Annotated in this window: 26 protein-coding genes; 20 read left to right on the top strand and 6 right to left on the bottom strand. The window is 40.2% G+C overall.

What is annotated here, in order from left to right; genetic code table 11:
• The first annotated feature begins 11 nt into the window (after positions 1 to 11).
• From B1s21160_RS05720 to B1s21160_RS05710, 3 genes are read left to right on the top strand one after another with little or no spacing between them, the layout of a single operon-like run.
• Positions 12 to 494: a heme-degrading domain-containing protein gene (locus tag B1s21160_RS05720; RefSeq protein ID WP_095672761.1), complete on the top strand. Its 483-nt coding sequence runs from the start codon at positions 12 to 14 to the stop codon at positions 492 to 494.
• Positions 494 to 1396 (top strand): carbohydrate kinase family protein, encoded by a 903-nt coding sequence (locus B1s21160_RS05715; RefSeq protein WP_095672760.1) that lies wholly within the window; start codon positions 494 to 496, stop codon positions 1394 to 1396. The genes B1s21160_RS05720 and B1s21160_RS05715 overlap by 1 nt, the downstream gene beginning before the upstream one ends.
• The gene (locus tag B1s21160_RS05710; RefSeq protein WP_095672759.1) at positions 1397 to 2164 is read left to right on the top strand and encodes an aldose epimerase family protein; all 768 of its coding nucleotides are present in this window, start codon (positions 1397 to 1399) and stop codon (positions 2162 to 2164) included.
• Position 2165: 1 nt separating this feature from the next.
• Here B1s21160_RS05710 and mshD read toward each other — a convergent pair whose 3' ends face one another.
• On the bottom strand, positions 2166 to 3080 hold the full coding sequence (gene mshD / locus B1s21160_RS05705) for a mycothiol synthase (RefSeq protein ID WP_095672758.1): 915 nt from the start codon (positions 3078 to 3080) through the stop codon (positions 2166 to 2168).
• Between the two features lie 6 nt (positions 3081 to 3086).
• Positions 3087 to 3791: a winged helix-turn-helix transcriptional regulator gene (locus B1s21160_RS05700; RefSeq protein WP_095672757.1), complete on the bottom strand. Its 705-nt coding sequence runs from the start codon at positions 3789 to 3791 to the stop codon at positions 3087 to 3089.
• A gap of 20 nt (positions 3792 to 3811) precedes the next feature.
• Here B1s21160_RS05700 and B1s21160_RS05695 point away from each other — a divergent pair, with 20 nt between their 5' ends.
• The 4 genes from B1s21160_RS05695 to ygfZ all read left to right on the top strand — a co-directional run bounded on the left by B1s21160_RS05695 (position 3812) and on the right by ygfZ (position 6225).
• Positions 3812 to 4213 (top strand): thioredoxin family protein, encoded by a 402-nt coding sequence (locus B1s21160_RS05695; protein ID WP_095672756.1) that lies wholly within the window; start codon positions 3812 to 3814, stop codon positions 4211 to 4213.
• 200 nt (positions 4214 to 4413) lie between these two features.
• Positions 4414 to 4869, top strand: a complete 456-nt coding sequence (locus B1s21160_RS05690; protein ID WP_095672755.1) for a DUF4395 domain-containing protein — start codon at positions 4414 to 4416, stop codon at positions 4867 to 4869.
• Between the two features lie 31 nt (positions 4870 to 4900).
• Complete coding sequence (locus B1s21160_RS05685) at positions 4901 to 5320, top strand: Fur family transcriptional regulator (protein WP_041868678.1); 420 nt, start codon at positions 4901 to 4903, stop codon at positions 5318 to 5320.
• Positions 5320 to 6225, top strand: coding sequence for a CAF17-like 4Fe-4S cluster assembly/insertion protein YgfZ (ygfZ, locus tag B1s21160_RS05680; RefSeq protein ID WP_095672754.1), 906 nt, complete (start codon positions 5320 to 5322; stop codon positions 6223 to 6225). The genes B1s21160_RS05685 and ygfZ overlap by 1 nt, the downstream gene beginning before the upstream one ends.
• 107 nt (positions 6226 to 6332) lie before the next feature.
• Here ygfZ and B1s21160_RS05675 read toward each other — a convergent pair whose 3' ends face one another.
• Entirely contained in the window at positions 6333 to 7334 is a 1002-nt protein-coding gene (locus B1s21160_RS05675) for an NAD-dependent epimerase/dehydratase family protein (protein ID WP_095672753.1), read from the bottom strand.
• 321 nt (positions 7335 to 7655) lie between these two features.
• Between B1s21160_RS05675 and B1s21160_RS05670 the strand changes: the two genes are divergently transcribed.
• Together B1s21160_RS05670 and B1s21160_RS05665 are read left to right on the top strand one after the other, a co-directional pair.
• Complete coding sequence (locus B1s21160_RS05670; protein WP_095672752.1) at positions 7656 to 8159, top strand: heme-binding beta-barrel domain-containing protein; 504 nt, start codon at positions 7656 to 7658, stop codon at positions 8157 to 8159.
• Complete coding sequence (locus B1s21160_RS05665) at positions 8137 to 9090, top strand: asparaginase (RefSeq protein WP_095672751.1); 954 nt, start codon at positions 8137 to 8139, stop codon at positions 9088 to 9090. The genes B1s21160_RS05670 and B1s21160_RS05665 overlap by 23 nt, the downstream gene beginning before the upstream one ends.
• On the opposite strand, the gene B1s21160_RS05660 is transcribed toward B1s21160_RS05665, so the two are convergent.
• Entirely contained in the window at positions 9087 to 9539 is a 453-nt protein-coding gene (locus B1s21160_RS05660; protein ID WP_095672750.1) for a flavin reductase family protein, read from the bottom strand. The two genes, B1s21160_RS05665 and B1s21160_RS05660, sit on opposite strands and share 4 nt — an antisense overlap.
• 116 nt (positions 9540 to 9655) lie before the next feature.
• On the opposite strand from B1s21160_RS05660, the gene B1s21160_RS05655 reads away from it, so the two are divergent.
• The 7 genes from B1s21160_RS05655 (at position 9656) to B1s21160_RS05625 (ending at position 16580) form a co-directional block, all read left to right on the top strand.
• Positions 9656 to 10507: an FkbM family methyltransferase gene (locus tag B1s21160_RS05655; protein ID WP_095672749.1), complete on the top strand. Its 852-nt coding sequence runs from the start codon at positions 9656 to 9658 to the stop codon at positions 10505 to 10507.
• The gene (locus tag B1s21160_RS05650; protein WP_095672748.1) at positions 10495 to 11289 is read left to right on the top strand and encodes a hypothetical protein; all 795 of its coding nucleotides are present in this window, start codon (positions 10495 to 10497) and stop codon (positions 11287 to 11289) included. Before B1s21160_RS05655 ends, B1s21160_RS05650 begins: the two co-directional genes overlap by 13 nt.
• Positions 11286 to 12101, top strand: coding sequence for a hypothetical protein (locus B1s21160_RS05645; protein ID WP_095672747.1), 816 nt, complete (start codon positions 11286 to 11288; stop codon positions 12099 to 12101). The genes B1s21160_RS05650 and B1s21160_RS05645 overlap by 4 nt, the downstream gene beginning before the upstream one ends.
• A 31-nt stretch (positions 12102 to 12132) precedes the next feature.
• Entirely contained in the window at positions 12133 to 13422 is a 1290-nt protein-coding gene (gene mshA, locus B1s21160_RS05640) for a D-inositol-3-phosphate glycosyltransferase (RefSeq protein WP_095672746.1), read from the top strand.
• Between the two features lie 61 nt (positions 13423 to 13483).
• The gene (locus tag B1s21160_RS05635; protein WP_095672745.1) at positions 13484 to 15322 is read left to right on the top strand and encodes an ABC transporter ATP-binding protein; all 1839 of its coding nucleotides are present in this window, start codon (positions 13484 to 13486) and stop codon (positions 15320 to 15322) included.
• An 11-nt stretch (positions 15323 to 15333) separates the two neighbouring features.
• Positions 15334 to 15810, top strand: coding sequence for a type III secretion system chaperone family protein (locus B1s21160_RS05630; protein ID WP_095672744.1), 477 nt, complete (start codon positions 15334 to 15336; stop codon positions 15808 to 15810).
• 23 nt (positions 15811 to 15833) lie between these two features.
• A complete protein-coding gene (locus B1s21160_RS05625; RefSeq protein WP_095672743.1) occupies positions 15834 to 16580 on the top strand; it encodes a phosphoglyceromutase in 747 nt (248 codons plus the stop codon).
• On the opposite strand, the gene phoU is transcribed toward B1s21160_RS05625, so the two are convergent.
• Complete coding sequence (gene phoU, locus B1s21160_RS05620) at positions 16577 to 17230, bottom strand: phosphate signaling complex protein PhoU (RefSeq protein ID WP_095672742.1); 654 nt, start codon at positions 17228 to 17230, stop codon at positions 16577 to 16579. The genes B1s21160_RS05625 and phoU overlap by 4 nt on opposite strands.
• 141 nt (positions 17231 to 17371) lie before the next feature.
• On the opposite strand from phoU, the gene B1s21160_RS05615 reads away from it, so the two are divergent.
• Together B1s21160_RS05615 and B1s21160_RS05610 are read left to right on the top strand one after the other, a co-directional pair.
• Positions 17372 to 18472 (top strand): sensor histidine kinase, encoded by a 1101-nt coding sequence (locus B1s21160_RS05615; protein WP_190276939.1) that lies wholly within the window; start codon positions 17372 to 17374, stop codon positions 18470 to 18472.
• On the top strand, positions 18473 to 19153 hold the full coding sequence (locus tag B1s21160_RS05610; protein WP_095672741.1) for a winged helix-turn-helix domain-containing protein: 681 nt from the start codon (positions 18473 to 18475) through the stop codon (positions 19151 to 19153).
• Here the strand turns inward: B1s21160_RS05610 and B1s21160_RS05605 are convergent.
• Positions 19150 to 19644, bottom strand: coding sequence for a hypothetical protein (locus B1s21160_RS05605; RefSeq protein WP_095672740.1), 495 nt, complete (start codon positions 19642 to 19644; stop codon positions 19150 to 19152). The genes B1s21160_RS05610 and B1s21160_RS05605 overlap by 4 nt on opposite strands.
• Before the next feature lie 116 nt (positions 19645 to 19760).
• On the opposite strand from B1s21160_RS05605, the gene B1s21160_RS05600 reads away from it, so the two are divergent.
• Both B1s21160_RS05600 and ispD read left to right on the top strand, forming a co-directional pair.
• Positions 19761 to 20243 carry a CarD family transcriptional regulator gene (locus tag B1s21160_RS05600; protein WP_095672739.1) on the top strand — a complete coding sequence of 161 codons (483 nt, stop codon included), beginning with the start codon at positions 19761 to 19763 and terminating at the stop codon, positions 20241 to 20243.
• A gap of 19 nt (positions 20244 to 20262) precedes the next feature.
• Positions 20263 to 21402 carry a 2-C-methyl-D-erythritol 4-phosphate cytidylyltransferase gene (gene ispD, locus B1s21160_RS05595; protein WP_095672738.1) on the top strand — a complete coding sequence of 380 codons (1140 nt, stop codon included), beginning with the start codon at positions 20263 to 20265 and terminating at the stop codon, positions 21400 to 21402.
• The last annotated feature ends 12 nt before the right edge of the window (positions 21403 to 21414 follow it).

Raw genomic sequence — 21414 nt, 5'->3', positions numbered from 1 at the left:
GGCTAACGGGTATGACAACTGGCGGTTTTAGCAGCAAGCAATTATTAGATGAAGAGCAAATTTTAAAGCTTCCCTCACTTACAAATTCAGACGCAGTTGAAATCGGTGAGATTGCAACTACTTTAGGTAATCAAAGAAAAGTTCCAATAGCGATCCAGGTTCGAATTGGTGATTGGATCGTCTTCCACGCCTCCCTACAAGGATCAAAACCTGAAAATGACTGGTGGATAAATCGTAAGGTTGCCGTAGTTAAGTTAAAGCAGCATTCAACAATGTATGAAAGAGTTTCTGCCGAAGAGCGTGGAGTTGATTGGCATAAAGAAAACAATTTACATGATGAAACACATGCTGTTCATGGTGGGGCGCTTCCCTTGATTATAGATGAAGGTTTTAGGGGAATTTTAATTATTAGCGGATTACCTCAAGTTGAAGACCACTTATTTGCAGTTGAAGTTTTAACTGAGTTTTTGGCGCGAAAAGGTGAAGAGCTTTAATGAGTCAAGTTTGGGTAGCAGGTGAAGTATTAATTGATTTAATTCCAGATGGTTCAGATCGAAAACCAATTGTCGGTGGTGGACCAGCCAATACAGCAAAAGCACTTGCAAAGATTGGAATTGATACACATTTTATTGATGGGATTTCATTTGATAAGTATGGTCAGATGGCAAAGAATGAATTGGTTAGCACAGGTGTAAAACTTGATTACGTAAAGTATTCAGATAAGCCAACATGTATAGCAATAGTTTCACTAAGTGATACAGGATCTGCCTCCTATGAGTTTGTAATTGAAAATACTGCCACCTTTGATTTCACTCTAGATTGGCTACCAAATCCTCAATCTGAACAGCCAGCACTTCTTCACATCGGAACCCTAGCCACAGTAATTGAACCAGGAGCCTCTGTGTTATTTGAATGGGCGCAACCTGTGTCAAAAGGTGTACCAATAGTTTTTGATCCAAACATTAGGCCAGCTGTTATGGATGACAGGAAGCAATATGTAAAGCAAGTTGAGCGATGGGTATCTATTTCATCAGCTGTAAAGGTAAGTGATGAAGATATAAGGTGGCTTTACCCATCTCTTGAAATTGAGCAGGTTGTTGATAATTGGCTTGCAAAGGGGCCATCACTGATTGTGGTTACATCTGGTGATAAAGGGTTAGTAGGTTATCGAGTAGGTGAAAAGGTAAGTGTTGATGCCATAAAGGTTGCAGTTGCTGACACAGTAGGGGCTGGTGACACAGTAGGTGCTATTTTAATTGAGGCAATTGTGAAAGATGGTCTGGATACTTTGAGTGGGGTGAGATTAGAAATGATGCTCAAACGGGCTGCAAAGGCTGCTGCTATAACTGTTTCTAGAAGTGGCGCTAATCCACCAACATTAAAGGAGATTGAGTAAGTGTTAAATATTGATGGAGATCAAATCTCAATAGCAATTGATTTAGATCAAGGAGCACGTCTTGCATCTGTGCAGTGGCGAGATATGCAGTTTACAGTTCCTTTTCGGGGACAGGATTTAACCTGGGGTTGGTTTTCAATGGCGCCCTTTGCCGGAAGAATTAAAGATGGAATCATTAAAGATTCAAAGGGAAATAAACATCAATTACCAAATAACTTTGATCCGCCACATGCATTAATTGGATACGGCGCTCAATCCTCTTGGGAGGATATTGGCGGTGGCCGGCAATTCTTAGAGCTGCCATCACCCTTTAATGGCGCAACTGTTACGCAAAGTTATGAGATCTTAGATAATGCAATTCGCTGGTCACTTGATTACGAAGCAAATGGTTGTGATCTGCCGGTAACACTAGGTTTTCATCCATGGTTTGCCCGTGAGATTGGTAAGGGAGATTCAGCCGAGCTTTTATTTGCAGCTAATAAGATGTTTAAAAGAGGTGATGATTACCTGCCAACTGGTGAAATCATCACGCCAACCCAACCACCATGGGATGACACATTTATAGAGATTAAAGGAGTTCCTGAGATTATTTGGCCGGGAGCTGCCAGATTAACAATGGAGTGCGATACGCCTTACTGGATGGTTTATAGCCAGGACGAAGATGGTATTTGCATTGAACCTGTGACAGCACCTCCTGATGCCCAAAACTTAGGAATCCAAGGCGATAGTTATATTGAGTGCCTAATTACCTTTACTGAAGATTTATAACTTAACTTTTAACCCTATACATAACATCACTGCCAAACTCATTAAAGCCAAGTGATTTATAAAGATTAAATGCAGGTTTATTTTCAACCCCAACATATAACATCACATTGTTTAGCCCTTGATACTTTAAGTAATTAAGTCCAGTAATTGTTAAATCCCGACCAATACCCTGCCCTTTGTAATCTGGGTTGACGGCTAAAACATAGATCTCACCGAGTGCGTCATGGCCATGATCTTCATCGCCACCACTGTGTGAATGGGTGTGAGCTCCATGTATTTTGGTCCAACAAAATCCAATTAATTCACCCTTAGCCTCTGCTACAAAAAATCCCTCTTTTTCAAACCAAGCCTCATTAAGCCTTACCTTTAAATCATCCCCACTCCACCCACCTTGATCAGGGTAATTAGAAAAGACTTTATTGTTTAGTGATAGAAATGCTTGATTATCAAGATCTGGAATGAATGTGCGGATGGGGTATTTGGAAGTTACTGGCTGTATTTCACCTAGTGATTTACTCATTAAAAGATTTGACCAAAGACGTTCAAGATTTAAAGATGTAGCAATCGCCTTTGCTGCGGGTAAGTCACCATGTGACCAGATTCGAGTTTTATCACCACATACTTTAATTGCCTCCTTTAATATCAAAGCTCCCAATCCTTTGCCTCTATGGTTTGGATGGACAACCGCTTCAACACTAGGACCTGCCACTAGATCAGTTGTATCAAGGTGGGCGTATGCGATTACTTGATTGCTACTTTCAAAAACTATGTGTGAATCTGATTTATCACCACCATGGCGAAGGTGAAGTAATACATGCTCTGCAATAGGAGGTGTTCCATCAAAATCATGAGCAGCTTTAATCAAAGCCAAAGCACTTTCCTGTTGTGATTTAGATAGGTGATTTAAGTGTTGCAAGGGGTATTAATTAATATCAGCTGTTGTTTGATTATTCTGTACTGAAAAGCGGTAGCCAACATTACGCACCGTGCCAATAATTGCCTCAAACTCTGGACCTAACTTTGAACGAAGACGTCTGATATGAACATCAACAGTTCTAGTTCCACCAAAATAGTCATATCCCCAGATCTCTTGCAGTAATTGAGATCTTGTGAATACTCTGCCTGGGTGTTGGGCTAAGTACTTAAGCAATTCAAACTCTTTAAAGGTCAGATCAAGTACACGTCCCTTTATCTTGGCGGTGTATGAGGACTCATCAATTATTACCTCACCACTTCGTATCTCACCAGAGGATGGATTACTGGCTAATTGCGCAATTGCAGATTGGCCAATCACAATCCGAATTCGTGCATCAACTTCGGCAGGACCTGCGGTATCAAGAATTACATCATCAATGCCCCAATCCGCGTTTATTGCAGATAGGCCGCCCTCCGTTGTAATAACCATGATTGGCACCTCAACTCCAGTTGAGGTAATTAACTTGGTAAATGATTTAGCTGCTGGCAGATCACGACGGGCATCAATTAGTAGGCAATCAACTACTGGAGGTTCAACTAATACTGAGGCCTCAATTGGCAAGATCTTCACATCATGCTGCAACAAGGCAAGTGCCGGCATCACATCAGCGCTAGCACCGCTTGAGTTTGTCAGAAGAAGTAGACGTGCCATAAGAGTGCAAGAATACCGCTATGGAAAGTTTGCTGCCACTACTTTTACTGATCTCCATAACTTCAGTAATTGGGCTAATTATGCGCGCAAAAAAGGGCGTTATTAAAAAAGGATCAAAGTTGAAAATTTCAGAGGGTGAGTTCGGTGGAATATATGGCAGCCGTCTTACCATTCTGCAATTTTCTACCACCTTCTGCTCTGAGTGCCGAACTGCAAAAGCAATTGTTAAAGATGTAGTTAAGGATTCTAAGGACATCACCTATGTTGAAGTTGATGCTGAATCCAATCTTGATTTGGTTAGAAGAGTTGATATTCGCTCTACTCCAACCACCCTATTTTTAGACAGCAAGGGGTTTGAGATTGCCAGGGCAAAGGGTGCGCCAAAACGTGATCAACTTATCAAGGCAATCAAAGCTATCTAAGGCTTTTGTGCAAATGCTTTGCAAGAAGTAATCTAGTAAATATCGTAAAATTCACATCATGTTCTACGTACAACCTGTTTACTTCACAAAGCGGCGCGTAATCGATTTTGCCCGCGCTAAAGGTTGCATGTGTTGGATAAATAGTTAATTTCTTAGCTTTACAAAATTAATTCTATTTATCTAACAAAGGAGAGAGAAAAGTGGCAAACACAACTCAAGTAAAGCCTGAACGATTAATCGATGCCAGAGGCCCAAGATATACCGCAGCAATCACAACTGTGGTTTTATCAGCAGCACTGGTGACAGAATCTAACTTAATTATTGGATTTCAATTTGCAGTCTTTTTATCAGCTGTCTTATTTGGACTTCGCAGATCCCTATATGGTTTTATCTATCGCAATTTAATTCAGCCACGGCTTTCAGGGCCAGTACCAAGTGAGAATGAGGCAGCCCCAAGATTTGCCCAATTAGTTGGCGCACTCTTTGCTGCAACCGCATTACTGGGAGGCTTAACTGGCAACACAACCCTCTTTCTAATTGCAACTAGCTTTGCGCTAGGCGCAGCCTTTTTAAATGCGGCCTTTGGTTTTTGCTTAGGTTGCCAGTTCTACTTAATCCTTTTGCGTGCTAAATCTCGCATAACTTCAAGAAATTAGGTAGTGCTAGAGAGCCAGTTAGACTTATCCCATGGCTAAACCAAATGAGCTGCGGGAAAAAGGGCTTCGCTTAACTCCACAACGTGAGTTAGTGCTGCAAGCAGTTAGACAGCTTGGCCATGCCACACCGGAGGAGGTAGCCGAAAAAGTTCGTGCAACCCATCCTGGGATTAATCTTTCAACTGTTTATCGAAACCTTGAAACATTAGAAAATGTTGGCTTAGTACTCCACACTCATTTAGGTCATGGTGGTGCGACCTATCATGCAGCGGAAGAGTTAACCCACCTGCATCTTGTGTGTTCAGAGTGTGAAGGGATTGGGGATGCCCCAATTGAAACTGCTGCAAATTTTGTTAACACCTTGGCGGATGATTATGGATTTAAGACAGATGTAACACACTTTGCTGTTTATGGATTATGTAGTAAATGCGCAAATAAATCAGGTAAGTAATGACAGCTGTATTAGTTGAGTCAGGTCCAGATAAAGGTGCTATTTGGCACTTTGGTGAGCCAAATCAGGAGCAAAAAGCATTAGAAGCAGGAAATGCTTGGGCAGATCTATCACACCGGGGAATAATTTCAATTTCAGGTAAGGATCGCCTTACCTGGCTACATTCATTAACTACTCAACACCTTGAAAAGTTAGAGGCTGGTAAGTGGGTTGAAGCTTTAATACTTGATGTGCAGGGGCATGTGATTGATCAATTGTTGCTAGTTGATGATGGCAATACCACCTGGTTACACACAGAAAAATCTCGAACAAATGAGATTTTAGATTATTTAAACAAGATGAAATTTATGTTAGAGGTTGATGTCAAAGATCAATCAAATGATTACGCAGTGTTACGAGCACCAGGTAAATCAGATTTACTAGGTGGCCCATACGCACTTGTTCCAAGGGTTGAGTTAAAGGAAACAACGGAAGCATTTAGTAAATCTCATACCCAAGTTGGAATGTGGGCGCTGGAGGCAGAGCGTGTATCGCAAGGTAGAGCTAGATTGTTATTTGAAACAGATCATAAATCAATTCCAAATGAGTTAGGTTTTATAAATAAGGCAGTACATATGAATAAAGGTTGCTATAGAGGCCAAGAAACTGTGGCAAAGGCATTTAACTTAGGACAGCCGCCAAGAAAGTTAGTAAGGCTTCACTTAGATGGCTCAATGGTTGCTATGCCAGAGAATGGCGCAAAGGTATTTTTAGAGGATAAAGAGGTGGGCTTTATAGCCACAGTTGCCCGCCACTATGAGTTAGGACCAATTGCACTAGCTGTTATTAAGCGGAACGTGCCAGTCGATGCCACCTTAATCTGTGAGGGAGTTAGCGCCTCACAAGAATTTATTGTTTTGAAGTAGTAATAATCTAATTTTCTGTACAAATTACCTTAGTAGATTTAAAACAAATTACAGATTGAATTCTTACAATTAATTCAGCCATAAAAACCTTTAAATATTTTTATCTTTTATTTTACTGAATTTACCCATTTATCTAAGTTTATAGAAATTTCACTCTGGGTGGCCCATTCAAATGTTTTCGCCAATCCCTCTTCAAGCTTAGTATTTGGCTTAGTACCACTTATTTTTTGTATATATGTTGAATCAGACATAGTTTTAACTGCATCACTTAAATTACCATCCACTCTCTTAAATGAAACCTTCTTGTTAGCTAGTGAGCTAACAGTTTCCATCAGGTAATTCATAGATAGTGGTCTTCCTCCTCCAACATTTACTAAATCAGAGTAACCAGGTTTTCTTGATTTTAATTCATCCGTTAGAGCAATAATTGAATCAACAGAATCTTGAATATAAGTAAAGTCGCGCTCTATAGATCCATCACCATAAAAACTAAACTCAGATTCTGAAACTACATTGGAGATCATTCGAAAGTAAGCCATATCTGGTCTACCCCAAGGACCGTATACGGTAAAAAATCTAAGTCCCCTCGCGGCCGTAGAACTGTTTCTAACCAATGTTGGCGTTAAGAGTTCATTAGCCAACTTGGTGGCACCATAAAAACTATTTGGATGTAAGTTTGTTTCAGACTCTTTATAAGGAATCGAAGCTTTATCACCATAAACACTTGATGAGGATGCATATAAAAAAAATGGTACCTTGTTCTCTATTGTTGCAATTAAGACATTGCTAAATCCAATTAAATTACTTTCAACATACTTATAGGTTTCACTCAGTCCTAATCTAACCCCAGCTTGAGCTGCCAGGTTTATTACTACATCGGGTTTTATTGAATCAATCAAAGTTGCGACTTCATTTGGCTTAGAAATATCTAAATTAGTAACCTGCAAACCAACCGGCTCAAGTAGAGATTTGATTCTTAATTTTTTTAAATTTACATCGTAGTAATCAGAGAAATTATCAATCGCAGTAACTTGATGGCCAGCGCCTACTAATCTTTGAGCTAACGCACTTCCAATAAATCCAGCTGCGCCAGTAACTAGGATTTTCATAGTAAGAATAGCCTACAGGATTTCGGTGGTACTAGAAGTATGCTAGCGAGGATTTATTCTCGTTCTTATGCACCTTGTGCTATTTGATAAATTGGGATTTATCAATGTGATTTTTCACAAATTTAATGGCAGTAAAATACTTATGTAAATGTGTAGTGAACTATGAACATTTGTTAATTTCCTTATTTATTGAATGTATACTGAGTCTATGGAAATTTTGACCACTATTTTGTTAATAGTTGCTTCGCTCACCTTTTCAATCTTTTTAATTTATAAGGGTGTAACTGGGCTTAAGAAAACATTAAAGGCAGATAAAAAATAATGGCATTTACTATCCCAGATAATCTGCATCCAGATTTAATGCCACTTGCCTGGTTAATTGGCACTTGGCGTGGAAAAGGACGTGGTGAGTATCCAAATGTGCCAGGTTTTCAATTTGCCCAAGAGGTTTCATTTAATCACGACGGTAGGGCTTTCCTAAATTACTTCTCCCGCTCTTGGATCATTGATGAAAATGATGAAATTATTAGACCGGCTGCCTCTGAAGTTGGTTTTTGGCGGGTTAAAGAAAACAATGTGCTTGAAGTTTTACTTGCACATAACACCGGCATTGCTGAAGGTTGGGTTGGAGTTGTTAAAGGCGCCAAGATTCAACTTGAGATGGATCAGGGTTACTCATCCCCATCTGCAAAAATAGTTACCGCTGGTTCTAGGTTATATGGATTAGTTGAAGGTGAGTTATTCACCTCCTATGACATGGCAGCACAAGGTCAAACATTGCAAGCACATCTTTGGTCCTCACTTGAAAGACAATCAGAAAATTAACGAGAAATTTGCTGGCGAGGTTTTAGCAAAAGTGTCACGTGGTGATTTAGTTGAGTCCCTCCACCTAGGCCACTTAATAGTTTTAAATGCAGATGGTTCAACCTATTTATCAAAAGGCTCACCTGATCTACCAATCTATCCACGCAGTGCCATCAAATCCTTACAAGCAGCTGCAATGCTTAAGGCTGGACTTAAAGTGGAAGAAAATGAGTTAGCAATCATTTGCGCCAGCCACTCTGGCTCCCAATCACATATTGATTTAGTAACCAAGATGCTCACATCCCGAGGACTTTCAACCTCACAACTTAAAAACGCTGTTGATAAGCCACTAGGTGAGAAAGAGAAAATCACTTGGGGTGATAAAGCGCCAAGCCAGTTAGCCCAAAACTGCAGTGGCAAACATGCTGGAATACTTATGACCTGTCAGCAAAATGGCTGGGATATGAAGACCTACCTAGATCTAGATCACCCATTGCAGGTTGCAATTAAAAATGAGATCGAAGAGCTATCTGGTGAAAAGGTGAGTGCAACAAGTGTTGATGGCTGCGGGGCGCCTTTATTTGCAATCTCATTAATCGGATTAGCAAAAGCTATTTCAAATTTAGTTAAATCCAAAGAAGATCCTTATCAGCAGATATTTTCAGTTTGCATGAAATACCCAGAGTTAGTTGCCGGAGATGGCCGATTAACAACTCGTATGATGCGAGCTGTACCTGGATTGTTTATGAAGGAGGGGGCAGAGGGTGTGCAGGTGTGTGCGTTAAGTGATGGGAGAGTGATTGCAATAAAGATAATTGATGGCTCTTGGCGACCAGTTGCGCCAATCATTATGGAAATCTTTAAGAGGTGGGGCGTTGCGATGCCGGATGAGAGTGTGAAGATTTATGGCGGAGAGCATGAAGTTGGACGTGTAGTTCCATCACTAGATTAATTGGATTGAAATCTTCCATACCTTCTAGCATCGTAAATCAAAGATGGCTTACTATGATCACCAAAGTACTTAACTACTTGACCAACGAAAATATTAGCTGCATGGTTATCATAAATCTTAAGAAGCTTACAATTCATAGTAATTCTAGAGTTTAATATTGCTGCAAAATTACCATCAACGATCCAATTGGAATCCAAAATATTATCAGGTAATCTCTCTGTACTATATTTATGTGCTACCCCATCCTGACCGACAGACAAAACGTTTATAGTAAAAAAATTATTCGCTCTGATTTTATCTCCCACAAGTGATTGCTTTTTGAGCACAAAAACAATTTCAGGACTTTCTTCTTGAACATTAACACTGACCAGCGAGGAGATAGTGCAACCATAAATCGAGCTTTCTTCGCGGCAAGAAATAACAGAAACACTAGTTGGGACGAGGCTCATAATGTCTCTAAGGTTCAATTCTCCTCGAATCTGTAGTTATTAAGGTGATTCTACTCTAGATGCTTGATAATGTAATATTAAAGAATGCAAATAAGTTCAGTCATGAAACATAAAGCATGAAAAGTAGGCTTTATGAAGTTTACAAAAATGTATTCGCTGAATTATTAGTGTTTACCAATTTTTTTATTACAAAGTTGCCAAGAGGAAGATTTGCCACTTCTTTAGGACTGCAAAAAATTTGGGATGTTACATATAAAAGTAAGATTAACAATAAGTATCTATATTTCCATATACCAAATTGGCTTGCTTTTTATAGGGCAAAAACTTTATTAACAAAAGAACCAGAGACAATAGCATGGCTGAACAAAATCAAAACTAAATCGGTAATTTACGACATTGGATCAAATGTTGGTATGTACTCAATTTATGCAGCAGCGGTAAGAGATTGCAAAGTAATGTCCTTTGAGCCCTCGTTTTTGAATTTAGAGCTATTGTTTCGAAACGTGCAAACAAACAATTTGCAGGACGAAATAACAATTGTCCCCTTGTCCTTATCGAATGAAAATCAAATTGAAAATTTCTACATGCAGGAGGGCGATAACATCTGGGGTGGTGCCCATAATTCCTCCGGAAGTAATAAATCGCAAGATGGCACTGAAATGCTTAACTTTAAAATTTCCTCGCAACTGGCACTGTCGCTAGACGCATTAGTTGAGATTTTTCACATACCAAATCCAGAACATATTAAAATTGATGTTGATGGTTTAGAAAGTAAAGTACTTCAAGGTGGCCTGAAAACTTTTGGTAATTCTAAATCTATCTTGATTGAAATCGATGAGAAAAATAAGGATCAAAATATTGAAGTTCAGGGGATGTTAACGAAACTTGGTTTCGTAAAATTGATTTCTATTGATAAAATTGAGCTCAGAGAAAATCAAATTTGGGTTAAGCCCGGATGGGACCAATAATGTTTTTTCCATTAATGAAAACACCAAACCTTGAGGGTTTTTGTGATTTAATTTATGAAGGCCCCAATAATTGGGAAAATCGAATTCATAAGCCTGTTCAAATCTATTTGCTCTGGAGCAATGGGAAAACTTGGAATTCTAAAAAACTGATGGAGATGCGAGTAGGCGACGAAGCTAGAATAACTACGGCAGATGTGGATAAGGAATGCTTAGCCACAGGACTAGCACTAATTTATCCTTCTTTGAAACCACTAGATTCTCAACTTAACTCGCTGCCATCAAAAAAAGTTTGGTATAGCGAGATTCCAGCCTGGCGAAATACAGCTGGTTTCTATAATCAATTTACTCAAGTAAGTTATCAGGCAGATATTGAACCACTACCACCAAAAGCTAGCCTTTTAACGTTTCACCCATTCATACAGTTTGGAGAGGTCATAAATAATCTACTTGTATTGAATGTAACCAGTGATGCAAAAATTGAATCTGGCAAAATATCTATGTTTAACAGTTATGACAAGAGTTTTATTGCAGACTCACTAATTAGTACCAATTCACTAACTACAATCCCTTTAGATGTTTATAGTTTTAAACCCACCGATTTGCCGATTTTTTATTCTTCGAACATTGCAGGAATCCCATTTGGGTTAGGAATAGCAAAATCTGGAAAAATGCTCAGTCTTGAACATACCCATCCGCCTGCCAGCCTGGTGCTACATGGCGACCGGAGAGGCATCCAAGGTAAAATAAAGACATCTTGGATTGAAAAATTGGTGAAAGCATGACAGATGTAATAATCAAAGCCACCAAGATCAAGCGACGAGCAAAATTATTTATGTTTATCAATAAGAATTTAACTAAAATACCCACCGAAAAGACTGCTGTAATAAGTGATTTATTTCCAATTAAAAAAGGTAACGATTGGCATACTGAGTTTGAGTTGCTAAATGTTTCAGGCTTAATTATGGGTGATAACAATGAATCTAAGCCTTATGTGGTCAACTTTTATTTCTTTAGCTCCACAGGAAATTTACTAGGAAGTAGAAGTGTTACAGTTGAAAACATTGGCCGTAAAACCATAAAGCTCAGTGAATTAATGACTGGTGAGATCAAAGAGGCTGCAACATTTTCAGTTTTTCATCCACCTATCTATGACAAAACAGATATGGCGGGAAGTTTCTTGGCCGAGCGGGGCTATTGCGGCTACGAGTACCAAAATCTAGGCGTCAAAGGTTATGTCCACGGAAATCTTGATGCAGTGGCATTAGTTAGAGGAGAAGTTCAACCATTGGGAAACAGTGGATTAATTCCAAGGTTTTATACAGTTCAACATTGCCTAAGAGGCCCTGCAAAATATGAATTTGTCTTCACAAATCCAACCTCGGGAAAAATGAAAATTACTCCGAACATTTCCTTAAATATGACAAATTGGTTAGCAAAGGAGTCTTTTATTATGAATTCATTGGGTTCTCATACCTTTACGGTCGATATAAAAGAGAATGAAAAGGCTTATGTCCGATTTAAGAGTAAGTTGTATTTAGGCAGGCCAGTTGTATTCAGAATTTCGAATGATTCCATGGATGTATTCCATGGGTAATTGGGTTTTTAATTGAGTTAGACTTAGTGGTATGAAATCCCCACGCACTTCAAAGATTGCTACCTTGATGGTTCACACCTCACCCCTTGATCAAGCGGGAACAGGGGACGCCGGTGGCATGAATGTTTATGTCGTGGAGACAGCCAAGAAGATGGCCCAAGCAGGAGTTAGCGTAGAGATTTTTACAAGAGCAAATAAACCAAATCTGCCGGAGAGTATTGAGATTGCAGATGGGGTCAATGTTAAGCATCTAGTTGCAGGACCTTTTGAAGGTTTATCTAAAGAGGCATTGCCCAGCCAATTAGGAGCGCTAACAAGTGCTTTTATGAATTACCAAAAACAATTACCTAAAGATTATTACTCACTTCTTCACTCTCATTACTGGATCTCAGGACAATTAGGTTGGGTAGTAAGTGAGGCAACCGGAACTCCATTAATTCACACTATGCATACAACTGCCAAGGTTAAGAATTTAAATTTAGCAGATGGTGAAAAACCAGAGCCTCAAATTAGAGCAATAGGTGAAGAGCAAGTAGTAAAGGCAGCAACTGGTCTAATTGCAAATACAGATGCTGAAGCTGCATCTTTAGTTTCACTCTATGATGCCTGCCCTGATCGAGTATTTGTTGTTGCCCCTGGTGTTGATCTGCAAAGTTTTTCACCAGCGGACGGCAAAGGGGCAGCACGTGAGCGATTAAATATTGCACCGGACGCCACCCTGCTTACATTTGTAGGTCGAATCCAACCTCATAAGGGTCCTGATGTATTGATAAAAGCTGCAGCTGAAATGGTTGCTCACTCACCATACCTACGAGCAAAGCTTGCAGTTGTAATTATGGGTGGGGCCTCTGGAAGCGGCGTTAATGAGTTAGAAAATCTTAAATCACTTGCAAAGTTTTTAAAGGTTGAAGATGTTACACATTTCATTGATCCAGTATCACGCACAGTTCTTCCTGATTGGTATCGCGCAAGTGATTTAGTTTGCGTGCCAAGTTACTCTGAATCATTTGGCTTAGTAGCACTTGAAGCACAAGCTTGTGGCACACCAGTTGTTGCAACTGCTATTGGTGGACTTCGAACAGCTGTCTCAGATGGAATCTCTGGCTCTTTAGTTGATGGACATGATCCAAAGGCTTGGTCTGCTGTTATCTCAAGATTAATCGCTGAACCACAACGAAGATTGCTCTTATCAATGGGCGCAGTAGGACATGCCAGCCACTTTGGTTGGGAGATGACTGCCAGAAAAACTCTAGATGTTTATGACTGGGCACTTGGTAAGGATATGAACCAAGAAAAGTTCAAAATACTTAGAAATCAGTAAGAGTTACATACCTTAATTCATAAGCAAAATATCGCTATGGTTTATTGGGTATAGTCCTCGTATGGTTTTCGTTAATCCTTCTCTATTTAAATTTACAGAGATTAAAAGAGTTTTACTACTCCTAGAAAAAAAAGATCGTTTTAAACTGGTCTTTGTATTAATAATTAATACTTTTCTGGCTTTTCTAGATTTATTTGGAGTCGCACTTATTGGCATAACCTCTGCGATTTTGATTCGTGGCTTACAAGGGTTAACAGCAGGTGATCAAGTCTCTAGATTCCTTGAGATAGTTAATCTAGATGGGTTACCACAGCGGAACTTAATGATCATACTTGGGGTTACCGCGATTTTTTTCTTCATCATAAAGACGATTCTCTCGGTGTATTTCTTAAGAAGAACTCTTAGATATATGAGTATTCGAAATGCTCAGATTTCTAGCTCCCTGGTATCAAAAATGCTAAATCGACATGTGGAAAAAATCTTTAGCAAATCTATTCAGCACCAAATTTACAACGTTACTAGTGGAGTAGAAAGATTAGTTGGCGGTGCAGTGACAAATTTGGTGGTTATAGCCTCAGACTTAGTGCTGCTTTTAGTGATTTTGATTGGTTTGATGCTTGTGGATCCAGTCACCTCAATTAGCACATTCATTGTTTTCACAGGAATTGGATTTTTATTGTATTTCTTACTTCATAAAAGGGTAGCGACATTAAATAGTAAATTCACCTATGAAAGCATTTACTTTAGTCAAAAAGTATCAGAAGGCATAAACTCCTTTAGAGATCTTTTCATTAAGGGTGGTAGAGAATTCTATGTAAATGAAATTCGCAAAACTAAGATGAAATTAGCTGGCTACGATGCTGAAATTAAGTTTCTACCCAATATTAGTAAATACACAATTGAGATTTCAGTCATCCTAGGAATTGCTGTAGTTGCAGGAATTCAATTTTATTTATTTGACTCAAACAGAGCTATTGCGGTTATATCAGTATTCCTAGCGGCAAGCACAAGAATTGCACCTGCAATAATTCGACTACAGCAAAATGTAATTACGGTGAAGGCAAGCTTGTCTGGAGCTAAGCCAACATTTGAGTTAATTGATGAGCTAAACGGTGTCAAAGAGTTAGAGAAAACTGAAACTTTAATCACGACAAACCATAAGGATTTCTCACCGAAATTGAATTTACAAAATCTTAAATTTACCTACACAGATGCCATTAATGCCACAATCCAGGATGTTTCACTAGAGATTAGCGAAGGTAAATTCATTGCCTTTGTTGGACCATCAGGTGGCGGCAAGAGCACCTTAGTGGACTTAATTTTAGGCTTATTGGCGCCTTCTTCTGGGTCAATATCAATCTCTGGTCTTGCACCCGTTGGTGCGATTAAAAAGTGGCCAGGTTCAATAGGTTACGTTCCGCAAGATGTATTTATTGAAAACTCAACAGTCAAAGAGAACATTTGCTTAGGGTTTAACCCAGACTCTGTGCCAGATGATCTAGTTTGGCAGGCGTTGGATTTGGCTGATCTATCTGAATTTGTTAAAGGTTTAGATGGGCAGCTTTCCTATCGAATTAGTGATGCAGGCAAGAACTTGAGTGGTGGCCAACGTCAAAGACTTGGTATTGCCAGAGCGCTATTAACAAAGCCGAAAATTGTTATTTTTGATGAAGCAACGAGCGCACTAGATGCTGAGACTGAAAATCGAGTTTCAGAATCTATTTTGAAATTAACTGGTGAATGCACAGTTATCTTTATTGCCCACCGCCTATCGGTGGTAAGGAGTGCAGACATGATTTATTACATTGATAAAGGCAAGATTATTAACCAGGGCACATTTGAAGAGCTGCGCTCAATAAACGCAGATTTTAATAATCAAGCCAACTTTATGGGTATCTAAGTACTTATCAGATGCTTGATCCAAATGCAGTAATCGATGATTTCTTATCATCACATGATTTAGATTATGAACAAAAGGATGAAAATACCTATTTAATTACCTTGCCAGGTGAGGCTAAGCAGCAAACCCATTGTGCTCTCATAATTGGTGATCACTCTTTGAGTATTAACGCGTTTGTTATTAGAAAGCCGGACGAGAATAAGGCAGCAGTCTTTGAGTATTTACTAAATAAAAATGCCTCAATGTATTCAATTGCATTTGCAGTAAATGAGTTAGGTGATATTTATCTGGTGGGCAGATTACCCCTTGATGCGGTTAATGAGCGAGAGATAGATCGAATACTGGGCGCGGTATTGCAGTATGCCGACTCATCCTTTAATCCATTACTTGAGTTGGGATTTTCCTCCGCCATCCGTCGTGAGTGGGCTTGGCGGGTATCTCGGGGTGAGTCCTTGGCTAATCTAAAAGCTTTTGAGCATTTTATTTAATCACTTGTGAAAGGATAATAACTATGAGTTATAAGTTAATTTTATTGCGTCACGGTGAGAGTGCCTGGAATGCTAAAAATCTCTTCACCGGCTGGGTTGATGTTGATCTATCTGAAAAGGGAAAGGTAGAGGCTGCTAGAGCTGGTCAATTACTAATGCAGGCAAATTTACTGCCTGATGTATTACACACCTCCCTCTTAAAGAGAGCGATAAATACTGCAGATATCACTTTAAGTAAGTGTGGTAAAACAGGAATACCAACACATAGATCCTGGCGATTCAATGAGCGACATTACGGCGCTCTGCAAGGAAAGGACAAGGCACAAACACTTGCTACCTACGGACAATCACAGTTTGATCTATGGAGACGATCCTTTGACACCCCTCCTCCTGCAATTGCAGATAATGATCAGTACTCACAAATAAATGATCCAAAGTATGCAGAGTTAGGTGAGCTGCTTCCCAAAACAGAGTGCTTAAAGGATGTGGTAGCACGTGCTATTCCATATCTAACTGGTGAGGTTAGTAAGGATATGTTGGCGGGTAAGACGGTCTTAATTACCGCTCACGGTAACTCACTGCGAGCAATCGTTAAACACATTGATTGTATTTCAGATGCTGATATTGCAAAGGTTAATATCCCAACTGGCATTCCGCTTTACTATGAGTTTGATAAAGAGTTTGAACCAATTACAAAGGGTGGTCGTTATTTAGACCCGCAGGCTGCTAAAGCTGCAATTGAAGCGGTTGCTAATCAGGGTAAGAGTTAAGCTCTCTCATTTGCATATTTACCAGTAACTAAGAAGTAAACTCTGCGGGCAATAGATACGGCGTGATCGGCACATCGCTCGTAATACCTACCTAGTAAGGTCATATCAATCGCAGTTTCAATACCATGTTGCCAATTTGGATCTAGCAGGGTGGTAATAATCTTTCGATGCAGCAAATCAATCTCATCATCATCTTTTTCAAGTTCAAGTGCCAGGTCAGTGTCTCGGTTTTTTAGAACCAGACTCATTTTGTCAATAATATTTCCGCAAACTCGGCCCATCTCCTCAATAGTTAATGACAACTCAGGTGGCACAGCGGTTGCGGGATAGCGCATCCGAGCAGATTTGGCGATGTGGTGGGCAAGATCTCCCATACGCTCTAGATCGGCGCTCATGCGAAGTGAGGTGACTAGAGTTCTTAGATCTGTCGCTACCGGGCTTTGTCTGGCAATTAAATTAATAGTTCTAGCATCCAACTCATGTTGGGTCTCATCTATAATTAGGTCATCCGCAATTACTTTTTCAGCCAAGCTCAAATCTGCGGTCAAAAGCGCTGTAGTGGCATTATTCATCGCCACCTTCACCAGCCCAGCCATCTCAACTAAGGTGGTGGTGACTGCAGCTAACTCTTCTTGAAATTGCTCACGCATTGGCTAAAGGTAATAGCAAATACCCACTTGTGCGGGGAGGTGGGTGAACAACTCTTTAATAAATGGTAAAAAAATGGATTTGATACCCATCTGACCAACATTTGGTTATCCAAACCACCCCCCTGCTCCTACCATTAGAGGGTGATCTGGGGATTTAAAAATAGGCAAGAGGTAGCAAACTCAAACACCAAACCCCAAAATGATCTATCCACTCAAAGTTTTGACTTACTACAAGCAATAGATGCTGAATCAATTGTGGTGACAGCAAGTGATCAGGTTATTTACTACTCAGAGAAGGTAAGTAATTTAAATTTAATAAAAGATGAAAGAATTCAAAATAAAGAGTTAAGTAATTTAGTCAGGGCGGTTCGCAGATCTGGCGCCCCACAAGATGCCACCATGACACTACCTAGAGGTCCAGTTGGTGCTGGCACCCATGATTTGTTGGTGCGGGTTTCAACTATTGGCGACGCTGGGTTAATCGCCATATTAATTTTTGATGATAGTGAGATGCGCCGGCTTGATTTTATTAGGCGAGATTTTGTTGCCAATATTTCACATGAACTTAAAACACCAATTGGTGCACTTTCGATATTAAGTGAGGCGGTATTAGAGGCTTCAAATGATCCAGAGGCGGTAGCAAGATTTGCCGGTCGAATGCAGGCGGAGGCGAAGCGATTATCTGATCTGGTGCAGGAAATCATAAACTTGTCTCGATTACAAGATGATGATCCATTGAAAAATGGTAAAGCTGTTGAGTTATCACAGGTCATTGGCGAAGCGGTTGAACAATCTAGATTAAATGCAGAAAAAAGAAAAATCACCTTACTTGCTGAGACAGGTGTGGATGCCAAGACTATTGGTGATCGTAATCAAATCACCATGGCAATTCATAATCTAATTGAAAATGCGATCAATTACAGCCCAGATAGCACCAGAGTTGCAATCACATTAAAGGTTTCAAATGGATTGGCTGAGGTGGCGGTTTCAGATCAAGGAATTGGTATTCCTGAAAAAGATTTAGAGCGAATCTTTGAACGTTTTTATCGAGTTGATCCAGCGCGTTCGCGCCTAACTGGTGGTACTGGATTGGGACTTTCAATTGTGAAACATATCGCCACAAATCATGGTGGTGATGTCTCACTTTGGTCTGTTGAGGGTGCAGGCAGCACCTTCACCCTACGTTTTCCCTTGATGAGTGAATCAGCATCAATGAATCAAACTCAGGTTGAGGGGAAATAAGTGACAAAAATTTTGGTTGTGGAAGATGAAGCGTCATTTTCTGACGCACTCTCATATGTTTTAGGTAAAGAGGGCTTTGATGTCACGGTGGCAGATACTGGGGATGGCGCAATTGCAGCCTTTGATAAGACCGGAGCTGATCTTGTGCTGCTTGATTTAATGCTTCCTGGACTTTCAGGAACTGAAGTTTGTAAACAACTTCGTAGTAGATCTGCGGTGCCCATAATTATGTTAACCGCCAAAGATACTGAGGTAGATAAGGTGGTCGGTCTTGAATTAGGTGCAGATGATTATGTCACTAAGCCTTATTCAAAGGCCGAGTTAGTGGCGCGGATAAGAGCGGTGCTGCGCAGACAAAGTGAACCAGAGGCAAGCCCCACTGCTGTAATTGGCGCAGGTCCAGTGAAAATTGATGTTGAGCGTCATCAAGTTTCTATTAATGATCAACTTGTCGCGCTGCCATTAAAAGAGTTTGAGTTGTTAGAGTTTTTGGTAAGAAATAGTGGCCGAGTGCTCACCCGCACGCAGTTAATTGACCGGGTATGGGGCTCAGATTACTTTGGTGATACTAAGACGCTAGATGTGCATGTAAAGCGGCTACGGGCAAAAATTGAATCAGATCCTGCCAACCCAGTTTATATTCAAACAATTCGAGGCTTAGGTTATAAGTTCGAAAACTAAGAGGTTGCAGTAGCGGGCTTATAACGAAGTAGATCTGAATAAATTCCATCATTTTGCACAATTAAAGCATTAAGTTTTACCGGTGAGGCCTTGGCAAAACTGAAGGTGATATCAACTCTTTCACCAATTGCATTAGTTATTTGTGGAATGAAAGCATCAGCATTTGCTGATGGACCTGCAAAGATAACTGGTTTATTTTTTGCCAAATTAAAGCTGCTTGCTGAAAGCGTCACCGCTTGATCATTGATTGTAATCCCAGTTAATACATCTGCCTCATCAGACCAATTGACTAAAGTGCCGATTAAAATGCCTTGTGCCATTTCATCTTTAACAATTAAAACATTACGCAATCTGACCTCATTACTTTGCCCTTCAACACCATCTGTAACCTGTTTAATCATTCGAGTTTCTGCAGTTCGTCCAGAACCACAGCCAGTCAATGAAGTTGTGATGAGAGCTAATACAAGTAATTTTCTTATTGAGATTGCCATGGCTACAGGTTATAGATATGGGTGAATATCCTCAAAAATAACCACTAATACATGGGGGTGAAATGGGTCGCAAAATGCTGGTATTATTGCTCCCTATCGAAAGGCCTTTTCCTCCCATGACATTTAAAGTTGGCGAAACAGTTGTCTATCCACATCACGGAGCAGCACAGATTCAAGCAATCGAAAAGCGCACAATCAAAGGTGAAGAGAAGATCTACCTGGTTTTAAAGGTAGCCCAAGGTGATTTAACAGTTCGGGTCCCAGCAGAGAATATTGATTTAGTTGGCGTCAGGGATGTTGTTGATAGCGCAGGATTAGATCGCGTATTTAATGTATTACGCCAGCCATATACCGAAGAGCCAACCAACTGGTCTCGCAGATATAAAGCAAATGTAGAAAAACTTGCCTCTGGTGATGTTATTAAGGTTGCCGAAGTAGTTCGCGACTTATATCGTCGTGATCTAGATCGTGGATTATCAGCTGGTGAAAAGCGGATGTTGGCAAAGGCAAAGCAAATTTTGGTTTCAGAGTTAGCTTTAGCTGAGCGAACAGATGAAGAAAAAGCAGCAACCTTGCTAGATGAGGTTCTCGCCTCTTAACTGGCAGTAATTTACTGTCATGATTAATAAAACTGCGGCAATAATTGCAGCAGCTGGTGCTGGAAACCGTCTAGGGGCGGAGTTGCCCAAAGCCCTAGTTAAATTAGTTGATAAAACTCTAGTCGAGCACGCTGTTACAAACTTAGCGCCCATTGCTCAATTAATTATTGTTACTGCACCTGCTGGTTTTGTTGAAGAGTACAAGAAATTACTTGGGGACGCAGTTGAGGTTATTGAGGGTGGCGTATTAAGAAGTGAGAGTATTCGAATCGCACTGTCTAAGATTCCAAATCAATATGAGTATGTACTGGTCCATGATGCAGCAAGGGCGCTTGCCTCAACTACCCTTGCTGCCACAGTAATTGCGCAATTAATCAATGGTGAACAAGCAGTAATTCCCGCACTTGATGTAATTGACACTATCAAAGAGGTAGATAGCAAAGGTTATGTTCGAAACACACCAGATAGATCAACACTTCGATCAGTTCAAACCCCGCAAGGATTTACTAGATCAGTTTTGGAAAGAGCTCACGCAGCCTCTAGCGATGCAACAGATGATGCTGCATTGGTTGAGGCAATTGGTGTTGCTGTAAAGGTAATTGCTGGAGAAGAGCGAGCACTTAAGATCACCACAAAATCAGATTTAGCAACTGCAACTCAAATACTTCTTCCGACCTCAACTAAGCAAATTAGGGTAGGAATTGGTATTGATGCTCATGCATTTGGAAGTGATAAATCTAAGAAGTTATTACTTGCTGGATTAATCTGGGATGAGGTAGCACTAGAAGGTCATTCAGATGGTGATGTGGCAGCTCATGCCATATGTGATGCACTCCTATCAGCTGCAAATCTTGGTGATTTGGGAGAAAATTTCGGTGTGGCAGATGAAAAGTATGCTGGAGCATCTGGCAGCAAATTATTGAGTGAAACTTTGACAAAGATCAAAGCTGCTGGCTTTGAGATTGAAAATGTTGCAGTTCAGATAGTTGGTAATAAGCCCAAGATCTCTGTCAGGCGGGCTGAAGCAATTGCTGCGCTTTCTAAAGCCTTAGCTGGCGCGCGGGTTTCAGTATCTGCCACCTCAACTGATGGACTTGGCTTTACCGGAGAAGGCAAAGGCTTATCTGCAATTGCAACTGCATTAATAGTTAGTGCATAAAGGTAAAATTCC

It is taken from the genome of Candidatus Nanopelagicus hibericus (assembly GCF_002288005.1).
Classification (GTDB): Bacteria; Actinomycetota; Actinomycetes; order Nanopelagicales; family Nanopelagicaceae; genus Nanopelagicus; species Nanopelagicus hibericus.
Note: the sequence above shows the minus strand (reverse complement) of the source record. Positions and strands in the feature narration are given on the sequence as shown.

Coding starts and splice junctions, on each gene's coding strand:
- B1s21160_RS05635 (WP_095672745.1), top strand. CDS start 13,484: ATGGTTTTCGTTAATCCTTCTCTATTTAAATTTACAGAGATTAAAAGA.
- B1s21160_RS05655 (WP_095672749.1), top strand. CDS start 9,656: ATGAAAAGTAGGCTTTATGAAGTTTACAAAAATGTATTCGCTGAATTA.
- B1s21160_RS05695 (WP_095672756.1), top strand. CDS start 3,812: ATGGAAAGTTTGCTGCCACTACTTTTACTGATCTCCATAACTTCAGTA.
- ygfZ (WP_095672754.1), top strand. CDS start 5,320: ATGACAGCTGTATTAGTTGAGTCAGGTCCAGATAAAGGTGCTATTTGG.
- B1s21160_RS05625 (WP_095672743.1), top strand. CDS start 15,834: ATGAGTTATAAGTTAATTTTATTGCGTCACGGTGAGAGTGCCTGGAAT.
- B1s21160_RS05600 (WP_095672739.1), top strand. CDS start 19,761: ATGACATTTAAAGTTGGCGAAACAGTTGTCTATCCACATCACGGAGCA.
- B1s21160_RS05630 (WP_095672744.1), top strand. CDS start 15,334: ATGCTTGATCCAAATGCAGTAATCGATGATTTCTTATCATCACATGAT.
- B1s21160_RS05670 (WP_095672752.1), top strand. CDS start 7,656: ATGGCATTTACTATCCCAGATAATCTGCATCCAGATTTAATGCCACTT.
- B1s21160_RS05645 (WP_095672747.1), top strand. CDS start 11,286: ATGACAGATGTAATAATCAAAGCCACCAAGATCAAGCGACGAGCAAAA.
- B1s21160_RS05715 (WP_095672760.1), top strand. CDS start 494: ATGAGTCAAGTTTGGGTAGCAGGTGAAGTATTAATTGATTTAATTCCA.
- phoU (WP_095672742.1), bottom strand. CDS start 17,230: ATGCGTGAGCAATTTCAAGAAGAGTTAGCTGCAGTCACCACCACCTTA.
- B1s21160_RS05660 (WP_095672750.1), bottom strand. CDS start 9,539: ATGAGCCTCGTCCCAACTAGTGTTTCTGTTATTTCTTGCCGCGAAGAA.
- B1s21160_RS05650 (WP_095672748.1), top strand. CDS start 10,495: ATGGGACCAATAATGTTTTTTCCATTAATGAAAACACCAAACCTTGAG.
- B1s21160_RS05675 (WP_095672753.1), bottom strand. CDS start 7,334: ATGAAAATCCTAGTTACTGGCGCAGCTGGATTTATTGGAAGTGCGTTA.
- B1s21160_RS05685 (WP_041868678.1), top strand. CDS start 4,901: ATGGCTAAACCAAATGAGCTGCGGGAAAAAGGGCTTCGCTTAACTCCA.
- B1s21160_RS05720 (WP_095672761.1), top strand. CDS start 12: ATGACAACTGGCGGTTTTAGCAGCAAGCAATTATTAGATGAAGAGCAA.
- mshA (WP_095672746.1), top strand. CDS start 12,133: ATGAAATCCCCACGCACTTCAAAGATTGCTACCTTGATGGTTCACACC.
- ispD (WP_095672738.1), top strand. CDS start 20,263: ATGATTAATAAAACTGCGGCAATAATTGCAGCAGCTGGTGCTGGAAAC.
- B1s21160_RS05605 (WP_095672740.1), bottom strand. CDS start 19,644: ATGGCAATCTCAATAAGAAAATTACTTGTATTAGCTCTCATCACAACT.
- B1s21160_RS05700 (WP_095672757.1), bottom strand. CDS start 3,791: ATGGCACGTCTACTTCTTCTGACAAACTCAAGCGGTGCTAGCGCTGAT.